Raw genomic sequence first — 15,072 nt, forward strand, 5'->3', positions numbered from 1 at the left:
TTGGGGTTGCTGGGTTTGTTAGGTTAAACTAAAAATAAGCTTATAAAATCAGAGTGCCTCAAGCTATTAATAATTTATTATTGTTCTATTCGCTCCCTTGGAGTTTGGATATTGCTACCGATGACAACAGACTCTTTTCATCTGTCTCTGCTAGAACGAGCGATCGCAGCGTCGAGCAACAGCATCCTGATTGCAGATGCTAACAGCCCTGACACACCTATTATTTACTGCAATCCTGCTTTTGAGAAACTGACGGGTTACAGTAGCGAAGAAGTTATGGGACGCAACTGCCGATTTTTGCAGGGTGCCGATACCGATCGCGCTGAATTAGACAAACTCCACAGCAGTTTGCGATCGGGAACAGAAATTAAGGTAGTTCTCAAAAATTACCGCAAAGACAAAACTCCTTTTTGGAACGAATTAACCGTTTCCCCCGTTCTAAATGGCGAGGGAAAATTAACTCATTTTATCGGAGTTCAAAACGATATTACCAAAAGAATCACAGCCGAAACAGCCCTGCAAGAAAGCGAAAAAAGATTGCGGGCGATCGCCACTGCGACTCCCGTTCCCATCCTAATTACACGCCAGTCAGATAGCGTGATTTTGTACGCAAATCCTGCCCTAGGCAAAACTTTTAATTTGAATTCAGAACAGCTTATAGGTAGTAAAAAGAGCGACTTTTATGCCAATGTGAGCGATCGCAGTCAATTGCTAGAATTCCTCAAACAAAACGGCTTTAGCGACAGCGATCAAATCTGCTTAAAAAAAGCAAACGGCAGTTTTTTTTGGGTAAAGATGTCGATGCGATCGATTGATTTTAACGGCGAAGCAGCAATTTTATCGGCATTTTACGATATTACCGATCGCGTAGAAGCAGAAACAGCACTACGCCAAAGCGAAACCAGGTTTCAAAAGTTGGTTGCCAACGTTCCCGGCATGATTTATCAATTTCAGTTAGCAGCAGACGGCACTTTTGCATTCCCCTACGTCAGTTCTGGCTGCCGCGAACTCTACGAATTAGAACCAGAGGTGCTCCAAAATTTAGCTATTACTGCGATCGAAATGGTGCATCCAGACGATGCACAAAACTTCCAGGAAACTGTTGCTATCTCAGCTACAACTTTAGAGCCTTGGCGGTGGGAAGGCAGATTAGTTTTACCGGGCGATCGGATCAAGTGGGTTAGCGGGGCTGCCCGACCAGAACTCGGCGAAAAAGGTGATATTATTTGGGATGGCTTGTTGATTGACATTAGCGATCGCAAACTTGCAGAATCAGCACTGCGGCAAAGCGAAGCCAGATTTCAAAAAATGGCCGCCAACGTGCCGGGAATGATTTATCAATACTTGCTGCATCCCGACGGTTCTCATCAATTCATTTATGTCAGTCCCGGCTGTTGGGAACTGTACGAATTAGAACCCGAAAAACTCAAAAAAAACGCAGCTTTTATGTGGTCAGCAGTGCATCCAGACGACATAAAATTTTTGTCAGAATCCCTAGCTATTTCCGCAGAAACTTTACAACCTTGGAAACATGAAGCGCGGATCGTAACCAAGTCAGGAAAACTGAAATGGATTCGCGCCATTGCCCGCCCCGAACTGCAACCGGGCGGCGAGATACTTTGGGAAGGCGTGACAATCGACATCAGCGATATCAAGCTCGCAGAAATCGCCTTGGGCGACTCAAAAATCGCCCTGGAACAAGTCAATCAAGAACTCGAAAAGCGCGTCCTAGAACGCACGGAAGCCTTGCAAACTTCCCAGAAAATGCTGTGGTTGGTAATCAACAACATCCCTCAGTTTATCACCTGGAAAGATCGAGATTCAGTTTACCTGGGCGGCAATAAAAATTTTGCCAAAATCGCAGGTTTCAATCATCCCACTGAAATCGCTGGTCTCACCGACTACGATATGCCCTGGAAACCAGAAGAAACAGAATTTTTCCGAGATTGCGATCGCCGGATCATGGCAACCAACACCCCAGAATATCACATTATTGAGCGCCAACTGCAAGCCGACGGTACTCAGCGCTGGCTGGATACAAATAAAATACCTTTGCACGACAATTATGGCAATGTGGTAGGCATTTTGTGTACTTTGGAAGACATCACCGATCGGCTTTCCCTAGAAGCTAAAGTCCGAGGTAGCGAGGAACTATTTCGCAAAATTTTTGAAGATGCACCCATCGGTATTTACTTAGCCAATTTAGACGATCACCAGTTGGTACGAGTCAATAAAAATTACTGCGAAATGCTTGGATATACCGCAGCAGAATTGCTCGGCAAAACATTTATAGAAATTGGACATCCCGAAGATCGACCCAAAAAAATCCAAGTTGCTGCTGCTCTTTATCGGGGAGAAATTACCAGCTATCAAATCGAAATCCGCCAGATTGCGGCGACAGGTAAAATTGTTTGGGTGAATGTGACATCTACTCTGATTCGAGATGGCGAAGGAAAACCTATTTACAAATTAGGGATGATTGAAAATATTACCAACCGCAAAATTTCCGCAGCAGCACTCCAAGCTTCAGAATCTCAATTGAGAAAACAAGCAGCTCAATTACTAGAAGCCTACGAAAAACTCCAACACGCTCAAATCCAATTAGTTCAATCTGAAAAAATGTCGAGCCTCGGTCAAATGGTTGCCGGTATCGCCCACGAAATTAACAATCCCGCAACTTTTATTCACGGCAATATTTCACACACAAAAACCTATTTTTACGATTTAATAGAACTGTTGAATCTCTACCAGTATTATTACTCGTCCCCAGCTCCTCAGATTGCTGAAAAAGTTAAGGAAGTAGACTTAGATTTCCTCAAGGAAGATTTTCCAAAAATGCTAAATTCGATGATAGTAGGAGTAGAAAGAATCAGTAAAATTGTGTTGTCGTTGCGGAACTTTTCGCGACTGGACGAATCAGAAATGAAGCTAGCAGACCTTCACGAAGGAATTGAAAGCACGCTGTTAATTGTGCAGCACAGATTGCAGCATGAACGTAAAGAAAGCCGGATTGAAATTATTAAAGATTACGGAGAAATATCGAAAGTCTACTGTTGTGCGGGGCAGTTAAACCAGGTATTTCTCAACATTATCAGCAATGCGATCGACGCTCTAGAAAACCACAAGCAACTCAGGACGATCGTGATTCGTACTGAAATGAAAAAAGCTGGGTTGAACAATAGTACAAGCAATGTCGGTGAGGGCGATCGCATTGTAATTTGCATCGCAGACAGCGGCCCGGGAATGACCGAAGAGGTTGGTAAGCGGCTGTTTGACCCATTTTTTACCACAAAACCGGTTGGGTCTGGAACAGGCTTGGGACTGTCTATCAGCCATCAAATTGTGGTAGAAAAACATAAGGGAAGTCTGCGGTGCATCTCAGCGCCCGGACAAGGAGCAGAATTCTGGATTGAAATTCCGGCGTAAATGATGGAAATTTAGATCGGACGTACGGTTTTAAACCGCGCCTACACCAACGAAGTCTACCTCCGTGGACTGAAGAAGATAATGTTATTTTAACCGTTCGGTCTTCAACCCGCTTGGAGTGCGTGAAAGTTTGTAGAGGCCCGGTTTCAACCGCCCGGTCTTATTTTAATGCCCAATTGCCGTCGGTGCTTGAGTTATCAGGGTTTTGAATTTAACGGCACTGAGACGCCGAAATTAATCTCACTTGTGCGGTGTGCTCATCTGCTGCCATTATTCGCTAGGCAATTATGCTGAAAAAACTACCTTTATCCTGGTCTCGCTACGTTCCAGCCGGGTTGACACTTCTTTTGGGTGTCGGATTCTCGGCCCTGGCATTTGCCTTGGTTTGGGACTGGGAAGACAGGCGCCACGATTACGAAATGCACCGCCGCATCGATGATATTTCGATCGGCATCGAACGCCAACTCAACTCGGACTTAGACGCAGTTCTCGCCCTCAGCGACTACATGAAAGCCTTTAGCGCCGTCGAGCGTTCATCTTTTGCCAGCTTTGTCGGCCGCCCCCTATCTGTCCACCCCAGCCTGCAACTCTTGGCTTGGGCCCCTCGCGTCCCCAATTCCCAGCGGGCCAACTACGAAGCCCAAGCCAGAAGCGAAACCGACTCCAGTTTCGAGATTACAGAGCGCGGCCCCGGCGGAGAACTGCGCAAGGCCCGCCAGCGTTCCGAATACTTCCCGGCTTTCTACGTCGAACCAACAGCCGGAAACGAGACAACATTGGGCTTTGACCTTAACTCCTACCCAGAAATTCGCGCCACGATCGATCGCGCCCGCGATACTGGAGAAATGATTGTCACTAGCTACGCCGGCTTTGGGGTCAACTCCCCGGAACCGGGTCTTTTGGTAATAGTTCCGATTTACAAAAATAGCACTAAACCGACTACCGTGGAATCCCGCCGCCAACTGCTGCAAGGATTTGTTTTGGGGGTATTTCAAGGCAAAGATATTTTCCAAACCTCTTTAAAAGGACGCAATACCGACTACCTCACCATTTATCTCGCCAGCGAGGCTCCAGACAAGCAAGAAGCAGCGCCGCTGTTACCGCCAAGGGCCGACACGGTTCTCCAAAACTTCGCTGCTAACGGTCAAATTCCGCAATTTGCGGTGCTGTTCCAACCGGCGAGCCAACAAGTGCTGACCGCATCGGTGGCTGCGAAACGAGATCTCAGGTCAAATTGCCCGATTCAAGACGAGCAAGATCCGGAGCGCCGAGCTTGCCAAAGGATGCTGAAAATTAGCGGCCGCCCGTGGTCTGTGTACGTGTCCGCAACGCCGGAAATTCGGAAGACTCGCAAGCACTGGCGTTCTTGGGGAACTCTGACGATGGGGATGTTGTGGACTCTGCTGCCGGTGACATATATGCTGACAGCTTTGAGCCGCACCACCCAAATCGAAAAGCTAGCCCGAGAAAGAATTCTCCAAGCCGAACAGTTGCAGACTGCTTACCAACAGTTGGAACTCGAACAAGGGAAATCCGAGCAACTGTTGCTGAATGTTTTGCCGGCGGCGATCGTCCTGCGTTTGAAGGACAATGAACACAATATTGCCGAAAGTTTTGGGGAAGTAACTGTGATGTTTGCGGACATTGTGGGGTTTACGGAGCTTTCTTCGAGAATTTCAGCGACTGCGGTGGTGAAAGTGCTCAACGATATTTTTTCGGCTTTTGACCATTTGGCCGATCGCCACGGTTTGGAGAAAATTAAGACTATTGGTGATGCTTATATGGTTGTGGGCGGTTTACCTACGCCACGAGAGGATCATGCGGAGGCGATCGCGAATATGGCGATCGATATGCTACACGAAGTTCGGATACTCAGTTTAGAGCATTCGGAGCCTTTCAGCATTCGGATCGGAATTAGCAGCGGCCCTGTAGTTGCCGGCGTCATTGGCTTAAAAAAGTTTATTTACGACCTTTGGGGCGACACAGTAAATATTGCCTCGCGCATGGAATCCCACGGAATTACCGGCTGCATTCAAGTCACCACCGAAACCTACGAAATATTAAAGGATAAATATACTTTTCAGAAGCGTGGCGCGATTCAAGTTAAGGGAAAGGGATATATGGTTACTTATTTACTCACAGGCAAAAAAGATGATTAACACCGCCCAAAAGCGGATACAAGGCTGCGATTCCCCGATCGACTAAGACTTTCGATCGCCAAGCTAAAATATGATAAGTTCAATGTATTCTGTCACGCCTGCACCAAATGAGGAAAAACCATGACGACGCTGCTAATTCAAACCGAAAGCATCCCACTGATCGTCAATCTCCCTGCGATCCAATCGATGAATGTTGAACAGTTCTATGAATTCTGTCTAGTTAATCGCGATTTGAGAATTGAGCGTACAGCCAGTGGGGAAGTTATCATTATGCCACCAGCCTTTTCAGATACAGGGAACCGCAACCTTAAAATTGCCCTACAATTGGGGAACTGGGCAGAAGAAGATGGCACAGGTGAAACGTTTGACTCCAGTGCAGGCTTTACCTTGCCCAATGGAGCCACCCGCTCCCCGGATGCCTCATGGATTAAACTAGAGCGTTGGAATGCCTTAACTGAAGCACAAAAAGCCTCATTCGCCCCGATTTGTCCAGACTTTGTGATCGAATTGCGGTCTTCTAGTGACACTCTCAAGGGATTGCAAAAAAAGATGCAAGAATATATTGACAACGGTGTATCGCTCGGCTTCTTGATCGATCGCAAAAACAGAAAAGTCTACATCTACCGTCCCGATCGCGAACCTGAAATCTTGGATAATCCTGAAACAGTGAGCGCAGATCCAGAGTTACCGGGATTTGTCTTGCGGATGGCAAAAATCTGGTAATGCGAGATCGTTACACCATACTCAAAGACATCAATTCATCTGTCATTTCAAAATTCGCCGTCACACTTTGCACATCATCCAAATCTTCCAGTGCATCCATTAACTTAAGGAGCGATTTGGCTTTTTCAGGAGTTTCTATTTCCACTGTATTGCTCGGAATCCAGCGATTTTTTGACTGCAAAACTGTAAAATCTTGTTGCTTAAAATGACACTCCCCGCTCTTTCATAGACTGGGATTCTTGGTTCATAGATCCCTTATTTTTTAGCTCGAATCACTAAATCAATTAACTGTTCTCGTCCCCAGAGTTTTACCCCATTCGCTTGAGCCAGTTTATGAGCATTTGCTGTAAACTCGCTGTTCGTAATTGCGATCGCATCCTGGGCCCCGTAATACTTAACAGCACTCACCACTTCTTGCACAGCGGAATTTCCCACTTTTCCTTGATAGCGTTTTGCCTGAACAACGGTTTTCTTGCGGGCTTTAGAGAGAATCAAGTCCGCACCAAAATCCCCCGTTTTGGGTGTCATTTCGACCGCATAGCCGAGATTGCGGAAACAGCAGGCTAAAAATTCCTCAAATTCTTCTCCCGTCATGCGATCGACCTGAGCGATTAAATACCCAATCTCTGGGACTTCTAACCGCGTAGAACCTGCTAAAATCTGCTTGAATTTTTTCAGCAGAATTGCACTCAATTTAGCAGAAGGAGAATGAGAAGAGCGAGAGGGAGGTTGTGATTCACTATCGATTAAATTAGCAATCTTTGGCAGGTCTAATATCGTAGCAACTTTTAAGATTTTTTTAAAGTTTTGTAGCATATTTGAATTAAATTTATTAGTAGAAGCAGAATCAGAAGATCAAGAGGGAATTTGTGATGCAGCTTGGACTTCAGTTTGCGCTTCAGTGGGTGGCGATACCGCATCCTCGATCAAAGTTGGCGGGGCTTGTTTTTTCGCTTGCTTTCTTTTGCTCAAAACAGCCCGTTGAATTGTCAGCAAAATTTTTCCCTCTTGTTCATTAATTTCACCGTCAGCCTCGATAATCTCAGTGCATCGCTTTAAAAGTGGTTCGGCAAAGTCAAGTTCGAGTTGTTCGAGTAAAATATCCAACTTAGGAAGCAATTTAGACTTATTTGTCACAGCTTCAATCTCAGCTAAAGTCCTGGGATTTAAATTCGTTGCTTGTAATTCGGGTAATAACTGATCCCATCGGGTAAATTTTTGGCTGGCATAGACGACATACACCAAAATCCAATCCATTACGGTTTGTTGTGCGATCGCTTTTTCTAAATATTGCTCACTTTCCCCTTGCAATACCTCTCGTAAATCTTCCAGCTTAGTTTCGATTTCCGAGGAATCGAGATGCGCCTCATAAAACCGACAAGCACCGTATCCCAGCGCGTAAATCATGGCGGCACTGGCGCTAGCATTAATTACCGCACCCGCCAAGGGAATATTGCTGACAAGGGTAACTCCAGCTTCGATCGCTAAATTGCTACCCAAGGATAAACCGAAAATCGCGACAACTTCTGCTTTGCGATCGCTCGATCGCAAATCCATGCCATAGGCGGCAGCAATTTGATAAACCAACTCGGCAGATAACGCCGTCATTGCCGCCAAATCCATGCCAGCCAACGCCAAAGCCGTGCCGGGGACTAAACTGCTAGCCAAGCCACTTCCTGCCGCTAGCAAGGCTTTTTTCACCATTAAGTGATGTGCAATCTCTTGGGGTTTCTCGTGAGGATATTGGCGCTGTAACTCTCGAACTTTCGCCTCGGCCTTCACGACATCAACAGCATCTATAGCATTAACTAACCAGTCGATTTTGAACTTTTCAGTCAGTTTTTTCAGGATAGGACTTTGGGAAATCAAACCGATGGATGAACCCAAAAAATTGGGAACTTGCATTGCTGCACTTCCGGCACTCGCCGCTGCATTCCCCACAGAACTTGCGGTATTAACGATCGCACTTCCAGCACTTCCTGCTGCATTCCCTACCGCACTCGCCGTATTAACGATCGCACTTCCGGCACTGCCTGCTGCATTCCCTACCGCACTAGCCGTATTAACAAAAATCGCACTTCCAGCGCTTCCTGCTGCATTTCCCACCGCACTCGCGGTATTAACGATCGCACTTCCAGCACTTCCTGCTGCATTCCCCACAGCACTCGCGCTTGTAGAGACGGCTCCCAAAACGGAACCGAACCAATGAGATTGATTCCCTCGTTTAGCCAGCACATCCGATTTTGGTCGATCGCTAATTTCTGCTACTTCGGTTGCTGATGGAAGTTCTGCTGAGTCGCTGCTGTCTGGGTTGATTTTGTTTTTATCTGGCATGGGTTTATACCATTTATAAAAAAGGTGGGTACAAAAAAAATATTAGATTTGTTTCCTTAGTTCTTGAAAATAACAGGTGCGTCGCTATTAAATTGTCGCTCTTTTTTGATGATTGTTGATGGCGACGCACCCTACGAATTTTGTTTTAGTTCTCTGATTTTATGCGGACTAAAGTCCTCACTACGAACCAAGGGAGTTTAAGTCATAATCGCCGACATCATTTCATCGGTCATTTCAAAATTAGCTGTCACACTTTGCACATCGTCCAAATCTTCCAGCGCATCCATTAACTTAAGGAGCGATTTGGCTTTTTCAGGAGTTTCTATTTCCACTGTATTGCTCGGAATCCAGCGATTTTCTGACTGCAAAACTGTAAAATTTTGTTGTTTCAAAACATCAGCAAGCTTTTCCAAATTAGCCACACTTGTCAAAACCTCTGCGCCTTCAGTATCCTCATCAATTGATATCAAATCATAGGATTCTGCTTCGGCTTCTAGGGAAGCTTCAAACAATTGTTCTTCATCAATCGGGCCGCTGATCGTACAAACTCCTTTGTGGTCAAACATCCAGCCCACACAACCAGTTTCGCCCAAATTGCCGCCATTTTTACTAAAAGCTTCTCGCAAGTCAGCCGCCGTGCGGTTGCGGTTGTCTGTCAGCGCTTCAATCAGTATCGCAACTCCGCCAACGCCGTAACCTTCGTAGCGAATAGCTTCTAATTCCGAACTACCCCCGGCTAAACCGGCACCTTTGGCGATCGCCCTTTCGATGTTTTCACTAGGAATATCCGCCGCCTTGGCTTTTTCAATAGCTGTCCGCAGTTGAAAATTGCCAGCGGGATCGGGAACTCCGCTGCGGGCGGCGACAATTATTTCGCGAGATATTCTAGCAAAAACCTTGCCTTTAGCGGAATCAACTCTCGCTTTTTGGCGTTTAATAGTCGCCCATTTGCTGTGTCCAGACATACTGATTTAAGATTTTGAATTTAAAATGTGCGATCGAGATCAAATAAACCTAAGGTGCGGAGTGTACACCTTACACACATAGCATAAAATGCGATTTTTTGCACGAATCTCATCTTTAATTAAAGCGAACAACCGCTTCAGTGTCCGTGAGGTGGGAAGTATCGCCATTAAGTGCGATCGACCATTCGCCCTCACCGCGCACAACTTTCACCAAACAGCACAGAGAAGCCTTAATTTTTGTTTTAGGATCGCCCAATAGCCCGATCGCACTTCCCACAACCGACCCAGCGTGAGCTACTAATAATATATCATCAGGAAACTGTGCAGCGAGGCGTTTAGCAGTTTCCCCCGCCCTTTTGAGACAAGCTTCCCCTGTTTCGGGATAACTAGCAATACCGCCTTTGTAAGCAGCATCAATCCTCGGAAAACGCCTGCACAAATCCTCAACCGATTCAGTTTCCGGCATTTCGGTCATCCATTCAGGATTCAGCCATTCGCACAGTCCCCACTCTAATTTTATCGACAAATCAAGAGCTTCGGCCGCGTGATTAGCAGTTTGGACAGTACGCAGAAAAGGGGAAGCAAAAATGTGAGAAATTCCTTCACCTTTGAGGCGATTGGCGAGTTGTTTTGCTTGAATGTGACCGTCTTCGGAAAGGTGGGGATCGTAGCGGTGTTCTGCTGTGAGAAACCAGTCGGGGTTAACGAAGTCGATGCGGTTTCCGTGTCGTGCGATCCAAACTGTTTGTGGCATTAGTTCTTGTTAAGTTGGCTGCGGGCGATTTCTATTAAAGTCTTTAATTCATTTTACCGCAACTGTGCGTTATAATCATCGCAACTATTTGACATTGCGCTAGAATTGAATCAGTCACTCTCTATCATCCAATGGCTCAATCTATAAAGCAACTCCACGCCCAAATTCAGGTCATGCCTAGCGATGTAGTTAAGGCGATCGTGCTTTCATGGCTGAATCTGTCCAACGCTAATCTCAGCGACTTGGAACGCCTAATCGCAGAAATTGCCGAGGAAAATGAGGGATATCAGTGGGGAGAAATTGATACAGCAAACCAGTTTCACCCCCTTAGCGAAGAACAAAGCATCGCCAGCAGTCTCTCCGTCTTGGAAGATTACCAGACTAGCAAGATAGGTGTTTCTGGCGATCGGGTTAAGGAGTGGGCAGATAGTTTAAGAAGCGATCGTTTTGGCTAACTATGCCAAAATAAATTTACAAAATAAAATCAACTATTCATCATAACTTTTATGACCATTACACTCACCTTACCCCCAAAAATCGAAGCACTGCTGCGCCAACGGGCTGAAAGTACAGGACAAGATATAACCAGTATTGTCTTAGCTGTTCTCGCGTTCGGACTTAGCTTTGATGAAAGCGATTTCTTCGAGGCATTGGAAGGGATTCAACGCGGACTTGATGACTTCGATCAAGGTCAATTTTCGAGTCTGGAAGAATTTGTCGATCGACAAAACGAGAAATACGGACTTTCTTTGGAAGCATGATGTATCGCATTGACTTTTCCAGTACAGCCCAATTTCCAGTCCGCGGAGGCGGACATCGTTTGTATAGCCGCGAATTCCATTCGCCCGGTAAATTCCATTCGCCCGGTAAATTCCATTCGCCCGGTAAATTCCATTCGCCCGGTAACTTAAGATTCGCCCGGTAACTTACATTTCCCCCCGAACTCGCAGCATCTTATTTCCACCTTTTTGAAACTCATAAGGAGCCTCTTGAACTTCCACACGAAAACTTCTATTTTTCAATTCAGTAATAATCGGATTTAAATGCTCGGATTCCTCCCCACTAAAACTTTGTAACAGCGGAAACACCCGAACTTCCTTCGCAACCCTACACATTTCTGTAATTGCTTGCAGATGAAATTCTTCGGAAAGCAAGTGAGAATAAGCAAATAAGAAATGGCTGCACAAAGCTAAATCAAATTGACCCTTATTGAAAGGCAAAATAGGCAATTCAGCAGTCATGTAGCGGCCTTGCTCCAAGCCAGACGGAAAATCTGCTAAAAATTCCTGCATCGCCTTCATCCGCACTTCGCCTAGCTGATACGGCGATTCAAAACTGTTCCACAGGTAGCCGTCTACATTTGCCTTAACAGCGTCAATCACAGTTTGATATGTTTCTTGGATGCGATCGCCAATTTCCACCGCAGTAAACTGATAAACTGGATCGCAAGAAATTACCTTTTTACCTTGGCGAGTCATTTCGGCATTGAAACTCGCCGGGCCGCCCGCACAATCAAGAATTGCTAGCTTGAGGTCACTTGATGTCAAGCTAAACATTCCTATATATTCATCCAAGCAGCGTCCCCAGGGAATTACTTTATCTAATTTTAGTGACACTTGTCTTTGTCCCGCAGATATAATTATTTAATATTTTACCTCAAATAAGGCTAGTTTTTTCTATCTCTTTTATTGGGCTGGTTGATTTGTATCCCGAATTATGTATAAATAATTCTGAGAACAGTTGGCTGGCTTTACACTTTTTTGATAAATAAGGTACTCGACTGTCGCACAAATTTGATGAATCCACCTGTGGATTTTGCAGCATAGCGAGGCTACACTGGACAGAACGGAAAATAAACTAAAATTAATTAGTTAAATTGCGATCGTTCATTGGCAGGCTGCAACCAGGAAAGAAACATGAAACATACCGTTCAAACCGCTACAAGTCTTAGTTTGTCAGCACTCCTGGTGCTCAGCAGTTCGCTGCCCAGTATAGCTCAGTTGCCTGCCATCAGAACTCCTGCACCCACTCGGAACCCAAATCTGCCGAGAATACCGCCGCCGCCTCCGGGTTCAAGTTTGCCGATCGGCAATTCTGGTTCGCTGACACAAGAAGCAGCTTATACTTTAGGCCCGGGCGATCGCATTGCTTTAGATATCTTCGGCGTCCCAGAATTCAGCAAAGAATATCAAGTCTTAGTTGACGGAACCATCAATCTACCAATCATTCGCAGCGTCTCAATTCAAGGATTGACGCTGCAACAAGCAGCTACCGTCATTACCAAGCGCTACGAACCCTTCATTAATGTTCCCGTTGTTACCGTGACTGTGATCGTCGCTCGCCCCCTAAATATAGGTCTTGCGGGTGAAGTTACTCGTCCAGGTTCCTATAAGATTAATCCCACTAGAGAAGGAGGAGGAGTAAAATTCCCGACTTTGATGGAAATGCTGCAACTTGCAAAAGGGGTGACATCAGCAGGAGATATGCGAAACGTCCAAATTCGCCGTTCCCGCAGAGGAGGTGTCGAGCAAGTTACTACTGTTAATTTGCAGGATTTTTTAGACACGGGAAATTTGAGCCAAGATGTCACGATCCGAGATGGAGATACCATTTTTGTACCGACAGCAAGTTCTCTGAATACTCAAGAAGTCCGTCAAAGAGCTAGTGCTAACTTTTCCGCTGATATTACTAAACCAATTGGCGTGGTAATTGTCGGAGAAGTGAACAGGCCAGGGCCTTATACTGTATCTGCTTCGGATTTGCGATCGACTAACCAACAAACAGATCTGAGTTTTGTCTCTATCGATCAACAGCAAGGAGCAGGGGCAGTTGTCGGGCTACCAACAATCACTAGAGCACTCAAAATTGCTGGCGGTATCACCACGGAAGCAGACATTCGTCGCGTCCAAATCCGCCGCCGTATTAGAGGTGGCACTGAACAAACTATCATGGTAAATCTGTGGGATTTACTACAAAAAGGTGACGCAACTCAAGATGTTTTACTGCAAGAAGGAGATAGCATCATTATTCCGACGGCATCTACTGTAGACTTAGCTGAAGTTTCCCAACTTGGAAGTACGAGTTTCTCTCCAAACGCGATCAGTATCAATATTGTAGGGGAAGTGATCAGGCCGGGAGCTTTGCTGGTTAAACCCAGTACATCGCTGCACCAAGCTTTGCTGACGGCTGGCAGTTTTAATCAACTGCGGGCTAAAAAAGACAAGGTGGAACTGCTGCGTTTGAACGCCAACGGTACTGTTACTCGCCGCACTATCGATGTGGATTTTGCTCAAGGGTTGAATCCTGACAATAACCCAACTCTCCGAAACAACGATGTAATTCTCGTAGCGCGATCGGGCTATACTAGGGTAGCAGACAATATCACTACTTTCTTGCAGCCGATAACAGGAGTTGCCACTGGAATCGGCAGTGTTAGTAACATTTTCACTGGGTTTCAAACAACTATAAACGCTTTTCAAAACTTATTTTTGGGAGGAGATTTCGAGCGAAAAAATCAGCTCGATCAGCTTCGTCAACAACGTGAAGATAGACAACAGCAACGTGAAGATAGACAGTTTGAAAGAGAGCGGCAAGCAGAAGACAGACAGCAGCAAGCAGAAGATAGAAGAGTGCAAGCAGAAGACAGACAACTACAACTTCAAGACAGACAGCGACAAATTGATGTTGAAAATCAGCGACTTCAGATTCAAAATCAACAACTTCAGCTTCAGCAGCAGTCGCCACAGCAAATTCAGTCTACTCCTTAGACATCATATAGCCTTTCTCAGAAAGATCAGGTACGCTTCCGGCATGGGCATAGGGCATAGGGCATAGGGCATAGGGCATACCTCACTTTTTTGAGAACCGCTATGAGGACACGGCATTGCCGTGTCCTGACTGTGGGTAATATTCATTCCGATGCCACCGGATTTGATATTATTTATCAGAAAGATGTGCGCGTTACAGAGGAAGAATTTAAAATATTTAACAAAACTTTCCTGTATATATCTAAACCTTTGGCATTGAGGTGAACGCCGTCTTTTGTTAAATCTCCATTCAGGGCTTTTTCCTTAAACAATGCTTGTATACCGCTAGATTCAACGGTCAGATTTTCGGCGGTGGCTACTTGATCGATGAGAACATTGATTTCGTCAACTCTGGCAATTGTTCCTGCTGATTTAGGATTGTAGCTGGCGGCAAGAGTTGAGTAAAAAGCAGGAATCAGAATAATTTTTTTTGTTCCTAGCGATCGCATAATTGCGATCGCCTCTTTCAAATTGCTGACAAATTGCTCGTCGCTAATCCCGTACATAGCATCATTTGTGCCGATCGCCAAAATCGATTTTTCGCAGGTAAACCCCTGCGGTACTACCAGTTTTAGCTGTTCTAGCAGCGAAACTGAGCTCATTCCGCCGATCGCAAAATTAAAGTTTTTTTCTCCCAAAGAATCGCCCAGGGCCGAAGAAATAGAATCGCCCCACACGCAACCTTCATATTTCTGTTCTTTAATTTGCTGCACCTGATTGTAAACCGAAGCTTGCCACCACAGTGCAGAACTAACAGTGTCCCCCGAAGGTTGCGGGTTAGCCAACCCCCGAAACGGGATGTACGCCGACAATAACAAAGCCAAGACGGTCGAGATTAATCTAAATTTAAATTTCATACAACTTGCTGCTACTCTTGCTGCTACTCTTGCTGCTACTTTAGTTTA

Annotated in this window: 12 protein-coding genes and 1 pseudogene; 6 read left to right on the top strand and 7 right to left on the bottom strand. The window is 45.6% G+C overall.

All coding sequences use genetic code 11. The annotated features are described in order from the left end of the window. The first annotated feature begins 120 nt into the window (after positions 1–120). The 3 genes from K4039_RS07495 to K4039_RS07505 all read left to right on the top strand — a co-directional run bounded on the left by K4039_RS07495 (position 121) and on the right by K4039_RS07505 (position 6,308). Entirely contained in the window at positions 121–3,426 is a 3,306-nt protein-coding gene (locus K4039_RS07495) for a PAS domain S-box protein (RefSeq protein WP_265234522.1), read from the top strand. Between the two features lie 287 nt (positions 3,427–3,713). Further along, a complete protein-coding gene (locus K4039_RS07500) occupies positions 3,714–5,585 on the top strand; it encodes an adenylate/guanylate cyclase domain-containing protein (protein WP_265234523.1) in 1,872 nt (623 codons plus the stop codon). Between the two features lie 120 nt (positions 5,586–5,705). After that, a complete protein-coding gene (locus K4039_RS07505; RefSeq protein WP_265234524.1) occupies positions 5,706–6,308 on the top strand; it encodes a Uma2 family endonuclease in 603 nt (200 codons plus the stop codon). A gap of 10 nt (positions 6,309–6,318) precedes the next feature. On the opposite strand, the pseudogene K4039_RS07510 reads toward K4039_RS07505, so the two are convergent. The 5 genes and pseudogenes from K4039_RS07510 to K4039_RS07530 form a co-directional block, all read right to left on the bottom strand. Continuing rightward, positions 6,319–6,498: pseudogene (locus tag K4039_RS07510) on the bottom strand (YebC/PmpR family DNA-binding transcriptional regulator); the annotation flags it as partial. A 65-nt stretch (positions 6,499–6,563) separates the two neighbouring features. After that, positions 6,564–7,124 carry a restriction endonuclease gene (locus K4039_RS07515; RefSeq protein WP_265234525.1) on the bottom strand — a complete coding sequence of 187 codons (561 nt, stop codon included), beginning with the start codon at positions 7,122–7,124 and terminating at the stop codon, positions 6,564–6,566. Positions 7,125–7,163: 39 nt separating this feature from the next. Continuing rightward, positions 7,164–8,642, bottom strand: a complete 1,479-nt coding sequence (locus tag K4039_RS07520) for a hypothetical protein (protein WP_265234526.1) — start codon at positions 8,640–8,642, stop codon at positions 7,164–7,166. 197 nt (positions 8,643–8,839) lie between these two features. Then, the gene (locus K4039_RS07525; RefSeq protein WP_265234527.1) at positions 8,840–9,607 is read right to left on the bottom strand and encodes a YebC/PmpR family DNA-binding transcriptional regulator; all 768 of its coding nucleotides are present in this window, start codon (positions 9,605–9,607) and stop codon (positions 8,840–8,842) included. A 115-nt stretch (positions 9,608–9,722) separates the two neighbouring features. Continuing rightward, positions 9,723–10,361 (bottom strand): histidine phosphatase family protein, encoded by a 639-nt coding sequence (locus K4039_RS07530; protein WP_265234528.1) that lies wholly within the window; start codon positions 10,359–10,361, stop codon positions 9,723–9,725. 131 nt (positions 10,362–10,492) lie between these two features. Between K4039_RS07530 and K4039_RS07535 the strand changes: the two genes are divergently transcribed. Continuing rightward, positions 10,493–10,816: a hypothetical protein gene (locus tag K4039_RS07535; protein WP_265234529.1), complete on the top strand. Its 324-nt coding sequence runs from the start codon at positions 10,493–10,495 to the stop codon at positions 10,814–10,816. 51 nt (positions 10,817–10,867) lie between these two features. After that, positions 10,868–11,122 (top strand): hypothetical protein, encoded by a 255-nt coding sequence (locus tag K4039_RS07540; RefSeq protein WP_265234530.1) that lies wholly within the window; start codon positions 10,868–10,870, stop codon positions 11,120–11,122. A gap of 165 nt (positions 11,123–11,287) precedes the next feature. Here K4039_RS07540 and K4039_RS07545 read toward each other — a convergent pair whose 3' ends face one another. After that, entirely contained in the window at positions 11,288–11,977 is a 690-nt protein-coding gene (locus K4039_RS07545; protein ID WP_265234531.1) for a class I SAM-dependent methyltransferase, read from the bottom strand. Positions 11,978–12,277: 300 nt separating this feature from the next. Here K4039_RS07545 and K4039_RS07550 point away from each other — a divergent pair, with 300 nt between their 5' ends. Beyond that, complete coding sequence (locus K4039_RS07550; protein WP_265234532.1) at positions 12,278–14,128, top strand: polysaccharide biosynthesis/export family protein; 1,851 nt, start codon at positions 12,278–12,280, stop codon at positions 14,126–14,128. Between the two features lie 176 nt (positions 14,129–14,304). Here K4039_RS07550 and K4039_RS07555 read toward each other — a convergent pair whose 3' ends face one another. Further along, positions 14,305–15,024 carry a GDSL-type esterase/lipase family protein gene (locus tag K4039_RS07555; RefSeq protein WP_265234533.1) on the bottom strand — a complete coding sequence of 240 codons (720 nt, stop codon included), beginning with the start codon at positions 15,022–15,024 and terminating at the stop codon, positions 14,305–14,307. Positions 15,025–15,072: the final 48 nt, after the last annotated feature.

Source organism: Lyngbya sp. CCAP 1446/10 (assembly GCF_026130175.1).
In the GTDB taxonomy this organism is placed as follows: domain Bacteria; phylum Cyanobacteriota; class Cyanobacteriia; order Cyanobacteriales; family Microcoleaceae; genus Microcoleus.

Bases quoted from the DNA above. Each gene is read 5' to 3' on its own strand.
- K4039_RS07520 (WP_265234526.1), bottom strand. From the start codon at position 8,642: ATGCCAGATAAAAACAAAATCAACCCAGACAGCAGCGACTCAGCAGAA.
- K4039_RS07555 (WP_265234533.1), bottom strand. From the start codon at position 15,024: ATGAAATTTAAATTTAGATTAATCTCGACCGTCTTGGCTTTGTTATTG.
- K4039_RS07505 (WP_265234524.1), top strand. From the start codon at position 5,706: ATGACGACGCTGCTAATTCAAACCGAAAGCATCCCACTGATCGTCAAT.
- K4039_RS07535 (WP_265234529.1), top strand. From the start codon at position 10,493: ATGGCTCAATCTATAAAGCAACTCCACGCCCAAATTCAGGTCATGCCT.
- K4039_RS07540 (WP_265234530.1), top strand. From the start codon at position 10,868: ATGACCATTACACTCACCTTACCCCCAAAAATCGAAGCACTGCTGCGC.
- K4039_RS07530 (WP_265234528.1), bottom strand. From the start codon at position 10,361: ATGCCACAAACAGTTTGGATCGCACGACACGGAAACCGCATCGACTTC.
- K4039_RS07495 (WP_265234522.1), top strand. From the start codon at position 121: ATGACAACAGACTCTTTTCATCTGTCTCTGCTAGAACGAGCGATCGCA.
- K4039_RS07550 (WP_265234532.1), top strand. From the start codon at position 12,278: ATGAAACATACCGTTCAAACCGCTACAAGTCTTAGTTTGTCAGCACTC.
- K4039_RS07515 (WP_265234525.1), bottom strand. From the start codon at position 7,124: ATGCTACAAAACTTTAAAAAAATCTTAAAAGTTGCTACGATATTAGAC.
- K4039_RS07500 (WP_265234523.1), top strand. From the start codon at position 3,714: ATGCTGAAAAAACTACCTTTATCCTGGTCTCGCTACGTTCCAGCCGGG.
- K4039_RS07525 (WP_265234527.1), bottom strand. From the start codon at position 9,607: ATGTCTGGACACAGCAAATGGGCGACTATTAAACGCCAAAAAGCGAGA.